General features: G+C 60.6%; 13 protein-coding genes. All 13 read right to left on the bottom strand.

Features of this window, described 5'->3' with window-relative positions; all coding sequences use genetic code 11:
- Positions 1 to 78: 78 nt before the first annotated feature.
- The 13 genes from recA to KVT38_RS15215 all read right to left on the bottom strand — a co-directional run bounded on the left by recA (position 79) and on the right by KVT38_RS15215 (position 13,664).
- Entirely contained in the window at positions 79 to 1,137 is a 1,059-nt protein-coding gene (recA, locus tag KVT38_RS15275) for a recombinase RecA (RefSeq protein ID WP_217594589.1), read from the bottom strand.
- Between the two features lie 290 nt (positions 1,138 to 1,427).
- Positions 1,428 to 2,681, bottom strand: coding sequence for a competence/damage-inducible protein A (locus KVT38_RS15270; RefSeq protein ID WP_217594588.1), 1,254 nt, complete (start codon positions 2,679 to 2,681; stop codon positions 1,428 to 1,430).
- The gene (gene pgsA / locus KVT38_RS15265) at positions 2,678 to 3,295 is read right to left on the bottom strand and encodes a CDP-diacylglycerol--glycerol-3-phosphate 3-phosphatidyltransferase (RefSeq protein ID WP_217594587.1); all 618 of its coding nucleotides are present in this window, start codon (positions 3,293 to 3,295) and stop codon (positions 2,678 to 2,680) included. Before pgsA ends, KVT38_RS15270 begins: the two co-directional genes overlap by 4 nt.
- Before the next feature lie 189 nt (positions 3,296 to 3,484).
- The gene (locus KVT38_RS15260; RefSeq protein WP_217594586.1) at positions 3,485 to 3,976 is read right to left on the bottom strand and encodes a YajQ family cyclic di-GMP-binding protein; all 492 of its coding nucleotides are present in this window, start codon (positions 3,974 to 3,976) and stop codon (positions 3,485 to 3,487) included.
- Positions 3,977 to 4,121: 145 nt separating this feature from the next.
- Positions 4,122 to 4,283, bottom strand: coding sequence for a hypothetical protein (locus tag KVT38_RS15255; RefSeq protein ID WP_217594585.1), 162 nt, complete (start codon positions 4,281 to 4,283; stop codon positions 4,122 to 4,124).
- An 81-nt stretch (positions 4,284 to 4,364) separates the two neighbouring features.
- A complete protein-coding gene (locus KVT38_RS15250; RefSeq protein WP_217594584.1) occupies positions 4,365 to 5,237 on the bottom strand; it encodes a helix-turn-helix domain-containing protein in 873 nt (290 codons plus the stop codon).
- A 59-nt stretch (positions 5,238 to 5,296) separates the two neighbouring features.
- The gene (locus KVT38_RS15245) at positions 5,297 to 6,067 is read right to left on the bottom strand and encodes a DUF3388 domain-containing protein (protein WP_217594583.1); all 771 of its coding nucleotides are present in this window, start codon (positions 6,065 to 6,067) and stop codon (positions 5,297 to 5,299) included.
- Positions 6,068 to 6,269: 202 nt separating this feature from the next.
- A complete protein-coding gene (locus KVT38_RS15240) occupies positions 6,270 to 6,521 on the bottom strand; it encodes a DUF3243 domain-containing protein (protein WP_090115780.1) in 252 nt (83 codons plus the stop codon).
- A gap of 80 nt (positions 6,522 to 6,601) precedes the next feature.
- A complete protein-coding gene (gene ymfI / locus KVT38_RS15235; RefSeq protein ID WP_368859104.1) occupies positions 6,602 to 7,375 on the bottom strand; it encodes an elongation factor P 5-aminopentanone reductase in 774 nt (257 codons plus the stop codon).
- On the bottom strand, positions 7,372 to 8,658 hold the full coding sequence (gene yfmH, locus KVT38_RS15230) for an EF-P 5-aminopentanol modification-associated protein YfmH (RefSeq protein ID WP_217594582.1): 1,287 nt from the start codon (positions 8,656 to 8,658) through the stop codon (positions 7,372 to 7,374). The genes ymfI and yfmH overlap by 4 nt, the downstream gene beginning before the upstream one ends.
- A complete protein-coding gene (gene yfmF, locus KVT38_RS15225) occupies positions 8,645 to 9,943 on the bottom strand; it encodes an EF-P 5-aminopentanol modification-associated protein YfmF (RefSeq protein ID WP_254639250.1) in 1,299 nt (432 codons plus the stop codon). The genes yfmH and yfmF overlap by 14 nt, the downstream gene beginning before the upstream one ends.
- An 89-nt stretch (positions 9,944 to 10,032) precedes the next feature.
- Entirely contained in the window at positions 10,033 to 10,830 is a 798-nt protein-coding gene (gene sleB, locus KVT38_RS15220) for a spore cortex-lytic enzyme (RefSeq protein ID WP_217594656.1), read from the bottom strand.
- Positions 10,831 to 10,964: 134 nt separating this feature from the next.
- Entirely contained in the window at positions 10,965 to 13,664 is a 2,700-nt protein-coding gene (locus KVT38_RS15215; protein ID WP_254639249.1) for an FtsK/SpoIIIE family DNA translocase, read from the bottom strand.
- Positions 13,665 to 13,734: the final 70 nt, after the last annotated feature.

The following is a 13,734-nucleotide window of genomic DNA, read 5'->3' as shown; positions in this document are numbered from 1 at the left end:
GCGTATGCGGCGGCCGCGTTCGGGCCGCATATGTCCAAAAGGGCATCCGCGGCTGCGGACGCCCTTAAGCTGCAAAACTTATTCGTTCTCGAAGTCCGGCTCTTCCTCGTCTTCGTCTTGCTGCGCGGCGCTCGTACGGGCCGCCACTGCCACTTCGTTCAGCGTGGCTTCGCGAATTTGCCGTTCGATCTGTCCGGACAGATCCGCATGATCCTTCAGGAACTGCTTGGAATTTTCCCGTCCTTGTCCCAGACGCTCGCCGTTGAAGGAGAACCAGGCGCCGCTCTTCTGCACGATATCCAGCTCGACGCCGATATCGATGATGCTGCCTTCGCGCGAAATGCCTTCGCCGTACATGATGTCGACCTCGGCTTGCTTGAACGGCGGCGCGACCTTGTTCTTCACGACCTTGATGCGCGTCCGGTTGCCCACCACATCGTTGCCTTGCTTGATCGATTCGATCCGGCGCACGTCCAGACGCACGCTGGCGTAGAACTTGAGCGCGCGGCCGCCCGGCGTCGTCTCGGGATTGCCGAACATGACGCCGACCTTCTCGCGAAGCTGGTTGATGAAGATCGCGATCGACTTCGACTTGCTGATGGCGCCGGACAGCTTGCGCATCGCCTGCGACATCAAGCGGGCCTGCAGGCCGACGAACGAGTCGCCCATGTCGCCCTCGATCTCCGCCTTCGGCACGAGCGCCGCGACCGAGTCTACGACCACGATATCGACCGCTCCACTGCGCACGAGCGCCTCTGCGATCTCCAGCGCCTGTTCGCCGGTGTCCGGCTGGCTGAGCAGCAGCTCGTCGATGTTGACGCCCAGGTTGCGCGCATACATCGGATCGAGCGCATGCTCGGCATCGATAAAGGCGGCTTGTCCGCCGGACCGCTGCACCTCGGCGATCGCATGCAGGGCGACGGTCGTCTTACCGGAGGACTCCGGTCCGTACACTTCAATAATCCGGCCCCGCGGGAATCCGCCGATCCCGAGGGCGATATCCAAAGCCAGCGCTCCGCTGGAGTATGTCTCGACTTGAAGGTTGGCTTGCTCTCCCAGCTTCATGATAGAACCTTTGCCGAATTGCTTTTCAATCTGGCGCAATGCCATCTCTAATGCGGCGCGACGATCGGACAACACACCCACATCCTTATCTATTTGATAGTTATATTATAACTTTTTACGAACCGCTTGCCAAGCATTTTGCGAACATTTGTTCGAAAAACTTCCAAAAAAGAACCGTAGCAAAGTATTCTTCGCTACGGTTCTTCCGCAACTTTCCTAATCAATCTATCATAATTCGACTCATGGCGCAAGCGTATGCTCGCGATACGACTCTATTAAACGTGGGCTTTCGATAGAAAACAGCGAGATCCGTAGACTCGCCCCCGCCCCGCAATCAAGCGCTAGGCGCCTAAAGCGAGCCGTCAATCCTTGCCGGTCAACCGCAGCCAAGCCATGTAGAGCGCCCGCTTCGCCGCCCGGATCCGGATGCCTTCGCGGTCGCCTTGCAGCTGGAGCTTCTCCACGCGCACCGGCTTGCCACGCTCGGCGATCCCGACGTAGACGAGTCCGACGGGCTTGCCCTCGGAGGAAGCGGGACCGGCTACGCCGGTCACCGACAACGCCAGATCCGTATCGGTGGCCTGCCGGACGCCTTCCGCCATCGCCCGCGCCGTCTCCTCGCTGACCGCCCCCGGCGCGCCTTCGCCCTCCAGCAGCGCCTCGTCGACGCCGAGCAAATCCCGCTTGACAGGATTGCTGTAGCTGACCACGCCGCCGAGGAACGCGTCCGCGCTGCCCGGCACCGTCGTAAGCAGCGTCGCGATCAGGCCGCCCGTGCAGCTCTCCGCGCAGGAGATCGTCCGCCGCTGCTCCGCGAGCAGCCGAATGACCTCGGCCTCGAGCGCCACGTCGCTCTCCGCATACAAGTACCGTTCGCCGCGTCTGCGAATCTCCTGAAGCGTCGGTGCGAGCCGGGCTTGCGCCTCCTCGGCCGTCGCGGCCTTCGTCGACACGCGAAGCGCGACTTCGCCTTCCTTGGCGTACGTGGCGAGCGTCGGATCGCTCTGCGCCTCGATCAGGTCCTTGTAGAGCTCCTCGAGCGCGGACTCGCCGATCCCGCAAAAGCGAAGCATGGCCGAGTGTAGCGACGCCGCATCGCCGAGCTTTTCCTTCAGCCAGGCGGCGCCGTCGTTCAGGAACATCGGCTTCATCTCGCGCGGCGGTCCCGGCAGCAGCATATAATGCGTGCCGCCTGCTGTGAGCGCGCTGCCGACGGCGAGACCCGCATCGTTGCGCAGCGGCGAAGCGCCGCCCACGAGCATCGCCTGACGGCGGTTGATCTCGATGAGCGAAGGCTCCCTGCCGGCGAACATCGCTTCGATCTTGGCAAGCGACGGCTCGTGCATCTCAATGCCGACGCCCAGATGAGCGGCCAGCGCATCCCGAGTAAGATCGTCCATCGTCGGGCCGAGACCGCCGGTAAAAAGAACGAGATCGGCTCGCGACTCCGCGATCGCGATCGCCTGCCTCAGACGCTCCTCATTGTCCCCAACGACCGTCTGAAAATAGACGTCGATCCCAAGCTCCGCAAGTCGCTGCGACAAAAACTGCGCGTTCGTATTGACGATCTGGCCGAGCAGCAATTCCGTGCCGACCGCGATAATTTCCGCTCTCATGCGTCCCGGCGCGCCCCCTTGCCTTCGCCGGCCGGTGGATCGGACAGCGGGATCAGATTTTTGTTCTTAATGAAGTAATCGACGCCCGAATAGACGGTAATGGCCGCAGCGGCCCAGACCGCGATCGTATCGAGCGGGAAGTGCACGTAGATGAACGGGAAATTGTTCAGCAGCAGCACGATGATCATCGCGATTTGAATCGCCGTTTTCCACTTGCCCCATTTGCTGGCGGCAAGCACGGCGCCTTCGAGCAAGGCGACCTGCCGAAGTCCCGTGACCGCCCACTCGCGGCTGATGATGACGATGGCGACCCAGGCGTCGAGCTTGCCCATCTCGACGAGCGAGATCAGCACGGCCGCGACGAGCAGCTTGTCCGCGAGCGGGTCGAGCAGCTTGCCGAGGTTCGTCACGATCTTGTGCTTGCGGGCGATGTAGCCGTCCAATCCGTCGGTGCACGCCGCGATGATGAACAGGAGCAGCGCGAACACCTGATTGTAGGAAATCGAATAATCGCCGATGGTGAGCGGAGACACGTCCAGCTTGATCAGCAGAAAAAACGTCATGATCGGCACGAGGAAGATACGGACGAGCGTGATTCGATTCGCCAGATTCATGCGGACACCTTCCCTTCGTCGTGCCGGCCGCGCAAAGCCGCGGAACGGATCGGGTTGCGGAGCCTTTGTCCGCGAACGGTCTCTACCATGAATGACTTCCCCCAGGTTTTTCGCCAGATTAAATGTTCATGTCAGTATAAATGAAGGCTCGCCGCACTGTCAAAAACGGTCGAAACGCAAAGCGCGCTCTTAGCGATAATTCGTGAATTGAAGCTCGAGCGGCAGATCCGCGCCCTTTAGAAGCGACATGATCGCCTGCAGATCGTCTTTGCTCTTGCCTGTCACGCGAAGCTGATCGCCCTGGATCTGGCTTTTTACCTTCAGCTTGGAATCCCGAATCAGAATATTGATTTTTTTCGCATTTTCCTGGTCGACGCCCTGCTTAAGCTTGATGCTCTGGCGAACGGTGCTGCCGGACGCCGGCTCGATCTTGCCGTAATCCAGATTGCGAATCGGCACGCCGCGCTTGATCAGCTTGCTCTGCAAAATGTCGATGACGCTCTTGAGCCGGTACTCGTCGTCCGACGCAACGGTCAGCGCTTCGCCTTCGAGCGCGATGCTGCTCTTGCTCCCTTTGAAGTCGAACCGGGTTTCGATTTCCTTGACCGCTTGCTGAACCGCGTTGCTTACTTCCTGAAGCTCAACCTTGGAAACGATGTCGAACGAATATTCGGATGCCATATGTAGTCTTCCTTTCTCTTTCATCGATTGTGTACATTATAAACGATATGCGGCGGGGTTTCCAAGACGACGACCAAGGGGCGGTTGCCGCCGTCGCAAAAAAAAGAATGAGTGCTTTTGGCGCTCATTCTCTTCCTCGGTTCGACTATCTGCCGCGGGCCGGCTCGCGGAACAAATCGAGCACGCCAAGCACGATCCATGCCAGTCCAAAGCCCAGAATGCCGTAGCCCCAGGCGCTCGGCGTCATCACCCAGCCCAGCAGGCTGACCACGACGCCGATCGCGGTCACGATCCAACTGACTGCCATTCGCCCCAACCTCCATGCTAGCGTATCGATGCTAACACTAGCCTGTCTCTTCGGGTTCGCGAATATGCGCAGTTTTGTCGGTCAAGGCGTCGGCGTCGGAGATTGGCCCGTGTCGTCGACGACCGTGAAAATGAATCTTCTGCGGCCCGGAACGTCCTCGTCGTCGACGACGACGCCGTCGATCTCGATCTGCGCGCCTTTGGCGAAGCCCAGGTTCACGTACAGCGGCGTCTCGCCGAGCTCGAACGTCAACTCCGCGGTCTGCTCCGGCGTTTTGCCGTAAATCGACTTGCCCGATGAGTTATTCTCATTCACGCCGACCCAGCTTTTTCCGCCCGGGAACGTAATTTTCAACTGATGCTTGCCTGCCGGGGAGACGTCGAAATAATAACGGCTGTTCTTTTTCTCCCGGAACGTAACGGTCGTCTGCGGCGGCGTCGGCGTTGGTGTCGGAGTGGCGGTAGGCGTCGGCGTAGCCGTCGCGGCGGAAGAGGGCAAAGCCGTCTCCGTCGTAATCGACGGCGGCGTCGACCCCGCCGGCTTGTCCGTCTCCGTCTTGTTGTTCGCATAATAAACGTAAATGACGACGGCGATCAGAATCGGGAACAGCCACATGAGCGAGGTGACGACCACTTTGCCGACCCGATCGTTGTGCTGAACCCTGCGGCTCTTGGGCTGTATATAAGAAGGCTCCGGCGCGCCGGCTTCCGGCGTCTGCGCCTTCGGCAATTCCTTGTGGTAAAGGCGAAGCACCTCTTCGGCGTCGAGACCTACCGTCTCGGCATACGTCTTGACGAAGGCCCGAACGTAGAACGATCCGGGAAGCACTTTATAATCGCCGGTCTCAATGGCTTCAAGGTAGCGTTTGCGTATTTTCGTAATTTCCTGGATGTCGTCGAGGGTGTACCCTCGCTGCTCCCTCGCTTTGCGAAGCAGCAAGCCCAAATCTGACACAAACTTCACCCCCCTGCCGTTTCATACGGATCTGTTCAAAGTCGTTCCATTCAAATTCGTCAAAATCCTTCGTCAAGACCCGCGGTCGTAAAGTTCTCGTACGTAATCTCCTCGTCGGGCGTATTGCGCAGCTCGATGATGCAATCGAAGACGTCGTAGTCGAAGCTCGATTCGCGGACGAAAATGTCGGGATGCTCGATCACCTTCGTCGAAGGCATCGCCATGATGTCCTGCAGCAAGCCGTAATGCTTGTCGTTGGAGCGGATCGTGCTCACGATGCCGTCGATGATGAACACATTGTGCGGATTCATCTCCTCCTCGGACAGCTGGCTGCGCACCGTCTGCCGGAGCAGCGTCGAAGAGACGAACGCCCAGCGCTTGTTCGCGCATACGCTGCCGGCGATGATCGATTCGGTCTTGCCGACGCGGGGCATGCCGCGAAGTCCGATCGTCTGGTTGCCTTCCTGCTTGAACAGCTCGCCGAGAAAATCGACGAGAAGCCCCAGCTCGTCCCGCGTAAAACGGAACGTCTTGCGGTCGTCCGAATCCCGCTCGATATATCTTCCGTGACGGACGGCCAGAATATCCGTCAATCGCGGCGGACGCAGCGTTACGATCGATATATTTTCGACCTTGGCCAGCATTTTGCCGAGCAGCTCGATTTTTTCGTCGTCGTCGGTCTGCAGCAGCATGCCCCGCGTCCGGTCCTCGACGCCGTTGATGGTGAGGATGTTCACCTCGAGCATGCCGAGCAGAGACGCGATGTCTCCGAGCAGACCCGGACGGTTTTTATGTATCTTATATTCCATATACCACTGTTTCGTATTCATTAGACACCTCGTCGCCGATTCCTTCAAACTTCATTCTACAACGGTGAACACGCTCCTGCAAAAGTCAGCAAAAGATTCCTACTAAAGTCCTACGTGTTTCATCGCCCCCGTCAGGTCAGCTGGCAGCGTCTGCAATTTTTCGGTAAACAAAGAAGGCTCCGCCACCGATCGGCAGAGCCTTCCTTCTTGTCCGTCGCCCGGCTTAGCTATGCTTGGCGAGCTTGACCATGAGCGCGGCCATCGTCTTGCGTTCGGACTCGTCGCCGACGTCCCAAAGCTCCTTCAGGACGCGTTGTTCTTCGTTTTTCGGGTCGACTTTGTTGTCGAGGAATTCGCCGATCTCGTACGCGAGCTTGGCAATCGCGTCTTCGCCGATCCCCAAGTCCTTCGCGGCCTCGATCCGGTCGCCCAGAAATTTTTTCCAGGACTCAAAGTTGCTCAGCACGGTAGACATCCGACATCCTCCTTGATGGGTGAGATCAATGCATGGATAGGATGCCCCCGGCACCGCGCATTATTCGGCGTGCCCGGCCGCTACATCCGCCAGCCGCCGGTAAGGCCGATGACCTGGCCCGTGATATAACCGGCGTCGCCGAGCGTCAAAAAGCGAACGAGCTCCGCTACTTCGTTCGGGTCCGCAAATCGCTTCATCGGCACTTCTTCGCGCAGCTCGGCCAGCTCCGAAGGCGCCAGCTCGGCCAGCATGTCCGTCTCGACGAGGCCTGGCGCGACGGCATTCACCGTGACGCCCGCAAAGGCCAGCTCGCGCGCCAGCGCCTTGGTCAATCCGTTCAAGCCGCCTTTGGCCGCGGAATAAGCGGCTTCGCCCGCGGCGCCGACGACGCCCCACACGCTGCTGACGTGCACGATCCGGCCGCGCCGCCGCCACGACATCGCCGGGCCGAAGCGCTTGGCGAGCCCGTAAGCCGCTTTGAGGTGGACATGCTGAATGTCGTCCCACTCGTCTTCTTCCAGATCCTCCAGCAAGCCGTAGTGCGCCGTTCCGGCCGCATGCACCAAAATGTCCGGCATGCGGCCGGCTTGCTCAAGCGATGTCTTGAGCGCGGCGATATCGGCGCTTGACCGGATGTCGGCTGCCGCGACCTCCGCGAACGCGGCGCCGAGCGCCAGGCACTCGGCGGCCACCGCTTCGGCGCGCTCCTGCGATCGGTGGTAATGCACGATCAAGCCGGCGCCGTCCTTTGCCAGCCGGCGCGCGACCGCCGCGACGATGCCGCGGGAAGCGCCGGTGACAAGCGCGCAGCCGGGCGTCCGGCGCATGCGCTCTTCATGCCTTTCAATCGTCACTCGGCATCCGACCTGACGATGCACACCGATCGGCTGCCGGTGTCGCCCAGCAGACGAAGCCGCTCATGAACCTCGTCAAGCGTGATGCTCTCGTACAGGCGCACGACATCGAACAGATCTCCGCCCTTGAAGCGGTAGCGGGTAAATTCGCCCGCGATCGCTTCTGGGCTGTTCAGCATTCGCAAATAGGCCCCGATCTTTTTCGCGCGTGTCCGTTCGAACGATGCCTGCGGCAGGCCGCTCCGAATCGCCTCGTCGATCGCCGCCGCGACGCGCTGCAGCAATTCGTCGGGATCCCGCGTATCCCCGCCAATTACTGTAAAGGCGTAGCCCGGACCCGTATTGTATTCGTGTCCGAAGCTGTCCGAGATCAGATTGTCATCGTACAAACGCTGGTAAACGGGCGAGCTCGAGCCGATCAGCACGTCGAGCATGAGCTTCGCCGCGAGCTCTCTGCGAATGCCCGCTTCTCCTTCCGGAAACGGACCGGCCTCCTTGAAGCCGATCATGCACTTGGGCAGCGATACCGGCAGCTTGACGATGCGGCGAGCCTCCCTGATGCCGGTAGGCTCGGTCTCGAACAGTCGTTCGATAGCACCGCCGGGCGCAAACGTTTTGCGCGCCTGGTTGCGCCTCACACGCTCGAGCGTCTCATTGGGATCGATCCCTCCGACGACGAACAGCGTCATGTTGGACGGATGATAAAAGGTGCGGTAGCAGTCGTAAAGCTGCTCCTTCGTAATCGAACGAACGGACGCTTCCGTGCCTGCAATGTCGATATGCACCGGGTGCTTCGCGTAGAGCGCTTCGATCAAGCCGAAGTAGACGCGCCAATCGGCATTGTCCTTGTACATATTGATTTCCTGGACGATGATGCCTTTTTCTTTTTCCACGTTCTCGTCCGTAAAATACGGATTCTGCACGAAGTCGAGCAGCGTATCGAGGCTCGCAAGGGGATCGCCCGCCGTGGAAAACAAATACGACGTCCGGTCGAAGCTCGTGAACGCGTTGGCGGATGCGCCCTGCTCGGCGAAGCGGGAAAAAACGTCGCCTTCGGGCTCTTCGAACATTTTGTGCTCGAGAAAGTGGGCGATGCCGTCGGGCACGACGCGCGCTTCCTGCCCTTCCGGACGGAAGTGATTGTCGACCGAACCGTACTTGGTCGTAAACGTCGCGTATGTCTTCGTAAAGCCGGGCTTCGGCAGCACGAACACCTCGAGTCCGTTGTCCAGCACCTCGCGGTAAAGCGTCTCCTGCAGCTTCGGATAATCAAGCTTGGACATGGGCCGCCTCCTCCTTCAGATCGCGCAGGAAGTAGATCGTATCCAGTCCGACGCCCCCGGCAACCGCCGCCGCGCGGTCGGCGGTAACGGACTCGATCGCCGCGATCAATTCGTCCGCGCTGCGCTGCTTGCCGGAGACGACGCCGTTAAAATCGAAAGCAATCCGCTCGAAGGCCGAGTCCTGAATCTCGCGCAGCTGATTGACGAGCATCGCCTTCGTCTTGGAAAGCTCCTGCTCCTCGATATGGCCGGCGCGCATCTCGTCAAGCTGCTGGCGAATGATGTCCAGCGCGCGTTCGTAGTTCGCGATCTCGATGCCCGATTGAATCGTGAGCAAGCCTTTGTGGCCGTCCAGACGTGAAGAGGCGTAATAAGCGAGACTGGCTTTTTCCCGAACGTGAATGAACAGCTTGGAATGCGGGAAAGCGCCCAGTACGCCGTTGTAAACGAGCAAATCCGGATAACGGTCGTCGGAATACGCGATCCCGGTCCGCAGCCCGAGGTTAAGCTTGCCCTGCCCGACGTCGAGCCGCTCGACGATCGTCCGCGGCGCCTCCGAGGCGGGCTTGATCTCCGCGGCGCGGTAGGCGCCGGGCTGTCCGTTCGGGAGCTTGAAGTACTGCGACGCCCACTCTGTTACCTGCTCGAGCGACGTATCGCCGGACACGTACAGGTCGAACACCGCTTCGTCCAGCCACTTCCGGTAGCTTTCGTACAACGATGCCGGCGTCATTTGCGGCAGCTCCTCCTTGCGTCCGAGCGCAAGCAGTCTGTAAGGCTCGTTTCGGCACATTTCCTCAAGGCAGCGCTCCGCCGCATAGCGGATCTTATCGTTGATAATGGACTCGATCCGTTTTAGTACGGTCGTTTTTTCCGATTCGACGTACTTGGCGTTAAAGGCGCCGCCATCCAGGGCCGGCTCCGTCAACGCCTCGCCGAGGAAACGCAGCGCTTCTTCCAGCAGCGACTGGCTCGAGGAAACGAAAGCGTCGTTAATAATATCGAGGCGAAATTGAACGATCTGATAGTCACCCCGTTTGTAAATGTCGAAGCCGAAACCGGCGCCGTAAAGCTCGTCGAGACGCTCGCGGAATTGAATGGTCTCCGGATAGGTCCGGGTGCCGCGGCGAAGCACGAACGGCGCGAGCGCGACCGGCGTGACGCGCGATTCGTCCAGCGGTACGCCGGCGAAAAGCGACAAGGAAAAGGTTTTGAATCGGGTGGTCGGCAATACGTGGATGCGCATCCGGCCGACTGCGCCGCGCTGGAACACTTCAGTCTGCAAGGCCTCAGATCCCTTCCCTGATTCTGGATTCAAGCCCATTCTAGCGCATGGTCAAGCCCGAAGCAAATAAGGCGCGTCAGGAAAAAAGGTCAATTGCAAAAAATATGCTGCCCGATCGTCTTGTACTGAGGCCTCGACCAGATCCACTTCGACGTCGCCGTCTTCGGATTGAAGTAGTACAGGCAGCCGTCCGTCGGATCCCAGCCGGACAGCGCGTCCTTGACGGCTTTGGCGGCCGTCTCGTTCGGCGTCAGATAAATCTGTCCGTCCGCCACCGCGGTGAAGGCGCCGGGCTGAAAGATGACGCCCGACACAGTATTCGGGAACTCGGAGGCGCGAACGCGGTTCAAGATAACCGCCGCTACGGCGACCTGTCCTTCGTAAGGCTCGCCGCGCGATTCGCCGTATACGGCGTTGGCCATCAGCTTCAAGTCGTTGGCCGACACGCCCATATCGTTCGACGCCGGCAGGTTAGCCTCGTTCGCGGCACCTCCTCCGCCGCCTCCGCCGTTCCCGGTTTGGCCCGGTTCTGCCTCCTTGCCGAGATCGGCCGCCGTCGGCTTCCAATCCTTCGTCGCTTCCCACAGCTTCAGCTTCGTCTTGCCGCCTACGACGCCGTCCGCCTTCATGCCGAACTTCCATTGGAACCACTTGACGGAATTCAGCGTGGTCGGGCCGAAGTTGCCGTCCACTTTTCCGCTGTAGTAGCCCAAGTATTTAAGTCTGCCCTGAAGCTCGTACACGTCTTTGCCCGACGCGCCGCTCTTGATGACGGCACTGCTGAACGCCTCGCGCGCCGCATGCGGTTTGTCGAGCCGGTTGAGCGTATAAAGCCCGAACAGGCAGCTGACGAGGCACACGGTCAAAATAACCAAACGATAGCGCATATTCATTCACGCCTTCCTCTCCATATTCATCGTTCGTGCGCCGCAACTCCGATAGGACCGCGGGCAAGCTTGAGGTTAGTATGAGGAAGGTCATGGATGGCTATTCATGGACATAAAAACGCCCTCCCGACGAGTCAGGAGGAGCGCTGTTGAAATTGTTCGAGCGTGACGAGCACTTCTCTCGGCTTGCTGCCCTCGTAAGGACCGACGACGCCTCTCGCCTCCATCGAGTCGATCAGGCGCGCCGCCCGGGTGTAGCCGATGCGCATCCGGCGCTGCAGCAGCGAGACCGAAGCCTGCTTGGCCTCGAGCACGATGCCGACGGCCTGATCGAACAACTCGTCGAGCTGCTCGTTGTCCGCGGCGTCGTCCGACTCTTCGATCTCGGGAACGAGCTCTTCGTTGTACTCCGCTTCGGCCTGGCCTCGCGAATATGCGACGACCGACTCGACCTCGTTGTCCGACAGAAATGCGCCCTGCACGCGGATCGGCTTGGAAGCGCCCATCGGCAGGAACAGCATGTCGCCCCGGCCGAGCAGCTTCTCAGCGCCGACCATATCGAGGATCGTGCGCGAGTCCACCTGCGAAGAGACGCCGAACGCGATCCGGCTCGGAATGTTCGCCTTGATGACGCCGGTGATGACGTCGACCGAAGGGCGCTGCGTCGCGATGATCAGGTGGATGCCGGCCGCCCGCGCCATCTGCGCGAGACGGCAGATTGCGTCTTCGACGTCGCCGGCCGCCACCATCATCAGGTCCGCAAGCTCGTCCACGATGACGACGATATACGGCAGCACGCCGTCCGGGTTGTCGCCGCTCAGCATCAAGTTGTTGTAGCCTTCGATGTTCCTCGTGCCGGACTTGGAAAATTTCTCGTAACGCTTTTCCATCTCGACGACGATCTTCTTCAGCGCCAGCGAAGCGCGGCGCGGATCCGTGACGACCGGTGCCAGCAGATGCGGAATGCCGTTGTACACGTTCAGCTCGACCATCTTGGGGTCGATCATCAGAAACTTCACTTCGTCCGGCTTCGCCTTGTACAAGAGGCTCGTAATGATGCCGTTGATGCAAACGGACTTCCCCGAGCCGGTCGCGCCCGCGACGAGCATATGCGGCATGCGGGCAAGGTTGCCGACGATCGGCTGACCGGAAATGTCTCGGCCGAAGGCGATCGTCAGCTTGCTCGGCGCTTCCTGGAAGGTCGGCGTCTCGAGCACCTCGCGCAGCGTCACGACGCTGACTTCGTTGTTCGGAACCTCGATGCCGATCGCCGACTTGCCGGGGATCGGCGCTTCCATCCGAATGTCCTTCGCCGCGAGCGCGAGGGCGATATCGTCGGTCAGGCTGACGATCCGGCTAACCTTGACGCCGACGTCCGGCTGCAGCTCGTAGCGCGTGACCGCCGGGCCTCTGGCCACGTCGAGCACCTTCGCGCGCACGCCGAAGCTCTCGAGCGTCGCCTCCAGCTTGCGCGCCACCTCGCGGCCGCCGTCGCCCGCGCCGCCCTTGCCGCCGCCCTGCGGCTTGCCGAGCAGATGGATCGGCGGCATGCGGTACACCCGCTTCGGCTTGACCGGCGCCGCACCGGCCGGCGCAGCCGAATCGTCCGCGATCGAACCGTTCGGTCCCGCCCCCGGCGCGGCTGCCTGTTCGGGGTCGGATTCGACTCCCGTCGCGTCGGGCAGTACGGTCGCATCGACGACCGGCTCCACGCCGGGGGGCTCGTCCAGCTCAAGCTCGGACTGCTTCCAGGCCGCTTCGTCGGCATCGTCGAACGCGGGCACCTGATCGGCGAAATCGTGAAATCTCGGACCGGGATCCGGTTGCGCGGGCGCTGGCTCCCACTCGTCATCGGGCTCTATGTACGGCGGCTGAACGACGGGCTCCTCCATCGGAACGAACGCGGGCTCCGCATCTTTTTTCCTGCTCTTGCCGCGCCCCTCGGGACGAGCGCCGATGTTGACCGTCGGCGCAGACGGATACAGAGCGGGCTCGCCGTCCAGATCGTCGGGCTCGGCCGTCTCGGCCCCGCCCGGTTTGCCGTGAAACAACTGGAAGAAATACGGCTTCTTCGCATCCGCCCGCCGCGCGATCGGCTCGTCCTGAAAATCGTCGTCTCCCATCGTTGCCATCGCCGCGGCGACCTGTCCCTTTTTCGCCCTCGGCTTGACCGGCACCGCCTTCGCTTTGGCCAGCTTGCGTCCGCCGGACAGCCGCTGCGCCAGCAATGGCAGCAGGCGCTTGCCGAACGTGCGGATGCCTTTCATCATATCCACGTAGGATCGATTCGTGAGCAGCATGAAGGCGATGATAAATTCGACGATCAGCACGAACTTCGCGCCGTAATAGCCGAACAGCCAATAAAAAATCGAATACTGCATCGCCCCGAGTAGCCCGCCGCCGATATCTTTGCCGGTGATCCGCGCTTCGTTTTCGATCGGCGCATTCCACAGCTGCTCGTACAGCTGATGCGTCGTCTGGCTGAAAATCGCCGAAGGCCGAATCGCTTCGAGCGGACCGAGCCGCGAATCGACGAAGCTCATGGAGCTGAGCAGCGTCAAGCCGCAGCACACCATGACGAACCCGCTCCGGCGGATCGTCCAGCCGCGCGGCCAGGCTCTGCGGATCATCACATGCAATCCGAGCCAGATGCCGGCGATCGGGAGCAAAAAATAAAATTTGCCCAGCAAATAACCGAACAGCTTGGAAAGCGAACGACCGCCCGCGGCTTCGCCGTACATGGCGATGACGGATATCGTAATGAGCAGAATGCCGTATATTTCGTATTTGAGGCTTGCGCCCAGCGTATCTTTTTTTCGTTTGCGCTTGGCCAACTCCGCCACCTCCGGTCACCCATTATACCATAGTTTACCGAAGCGTAGCATGAGCCCAACAACGGCCGCC

The organism is Cohnella sp. GbtcB17, assembly GCF_019091135.1.
Classification (GTDB): domain Bacteria; phylum Bacillota; class Bacilli; order Paenibacillales; family Paenibacillaceae; genus Cohnella.
The sequence above is the reverse complement of the archived record's forward strand: the minus strand, read 5'-3'. Positions and strand labels throughout refer to the sequence as shown.

Excerpts from the sequence above, each read along its gene's own strand:
- KVT38_RS15270 (WP_217594588.1), bottom strand. The coding sequence starts at position 2,681 with ATGAGAGCGGAAATTATCGCGGTCGGCACGGAATTGCTGCTCGGCCAG.
- pgsA (WP_217594587.1), bottom strand. The coding sequence starts at position 3,295 with ATGAATCTGGCGAATCGAATCACGCTCGTCCGTATCTTCCTCGTGCCG.
- KVT38_RS15260 (WP_217594586.1), bottom strand. The coding sequence starts at position 3,976 with ATGGCATCCGAATATTCGTTCGACATCGTTTCCAAGGTTGAGCTTCAG.
- KVT38_RS15255 (WP_217594585.1), bottom strand. The coding sequence starts at position 4,283 with ATGGCAGTCAGTTGGATCGTGACCGCGATCGGCGTCGTGGTCAGCCTG.
- KVT38_RS15245 (WP_217594583.1), bottom strand. The coding sequence starts at position 6,067 with ATGAATACGAAACAGTGGTATATGGAATATAAGATACATAAAAACCGT.
- KVT38_RS15240 (WP_090115780.1), bottom strand. The coding sequence starts at position 6,521 with ATGTCTACCGTGCTGAGCAACTTTGAGTCCTGGAAAAAATTTCTGGGC.
- yfmH (WP_217594582.1), bottom strand. The coding sequence starts at position 8,658 with ATGTCCAAGCTTGATTATCCGAAGCTGCAGGAGACGCTTTACCGCGAG.
- sleB (WP_217594656.1), bottom strand. The coding sequence starts at position 10,830 with ATGCGCTATCGTTTGGTTATTTTGACCGTGTGCCTCGTCAGCTGCCTG.